Below are 776 nucleotides of genomic sequence, written 5' to 3'. Positions count from 1 at the left end.
TTAGAGTGGGATTATTACAGAACAGACGTATCAGAATGGGAAAGAGATCAATATATGAAGCAATACTAATTGCTATTAACCCTCAAAGCATAGGCTTTGAGTGTTTTTTTGTGTAATTAAAACCATACGCTATGCGTATGGTACAGTATGGTTTTACCGTTGTATTAAAAATTGCATCTCTACGTGCTAGAATAATATTTGGTCAGCCAACCAAAATTAACAACACGAGGAGATGCATTAAATGTCATCAGACACAAACAGTTTAGCACATACAAAATGGAATTGTAAGTACCACATTGTGTTTGCACCAAAATATCGTAGACAAATTATTTATGGGAAAATAAAAAGAGATATTGGTATTATTTTAAGACAATTGTGTGAAAGAAAAGGTGTAGAAATAATAGAAGCTGAAGCATGTAAAGATCATATTCATATGTTAGTTAGTATTCCACCAAAGTTAAGTGTCTCTCAATTTGTAGGTTATTTAAAAGGGAAGAGTAGCTTAATGATTTTTGATAGACATGCCCATTTAAAATTTAGATATGGTAACAGAAAATTTTGGTGTAAAGGATTTTATGTGGATACAGTTGGTAGAAATAAAAAAGTGATAGAAAATTATATAAGAAATCAATTACAAGAGGATATAGTAGCAGAACAGTTAACAATGATAGAGTACATAGATCCTTTTACTGGGGAAGAAACTCGAAAGAAGAAAAAATAAAACAACCCTTTTAAGGGTTGCTCGGAAAGTAGTACATTTGGCTGATCTTCTCAGT

At 31.6% G+C, this 776-nt stretch carries 2 protein-coding genes; both read left to right on the top strand.

Translation table 11 applies throughout. From position 1 onward, the window contains the following. The coding region (locus tag KA878_RS14680) for a hypothetical protein (RefSeq protein ID WP_398577056.1) at window positions 1-69 on the top strand (69 nt) is incomplete at its 5' end. Window positions 70-241: 172 nt separating this feature from the next. Further along, window positions 242-721 carry an IS200/IS605 family transposase gene (gene tnpA, locus KA878_RS13970; protein WP_210142253.1) on the top strand — a complete coding sequence of 160 codons (480 nt, stop codon included), beginning with the start codon at window positions 242-244 and terminating at the stop codon, window positions 719-721. Window positions 722-776 lie beyond the last annotated feature (55 nt).

This window comes from Staphylococcus sp. GDY8P57P, assembly GCF_017892585.1.
In the GTDB taxonomy this organism is placed as follows: Bacteria; Bacillota; Bacilli; order Staphylococcales; family Staphylococcaceae; genus Staphylococcus; species Staphylococcus borealis.
Note: the sequence above shows the minus strand (reverse complement) of the source record. Positions and strands in the feature narration are given on the sequence as shown.

Bases quoted from the DNA above. Each gene is read 5' to 3' on its own strand.
- tnpA (WP_210142253.1), top strand. From the start codon at position 242: ATGTCATCAGACACAAACAGTTTAGCACATACAAAATGGAATTGTAAG.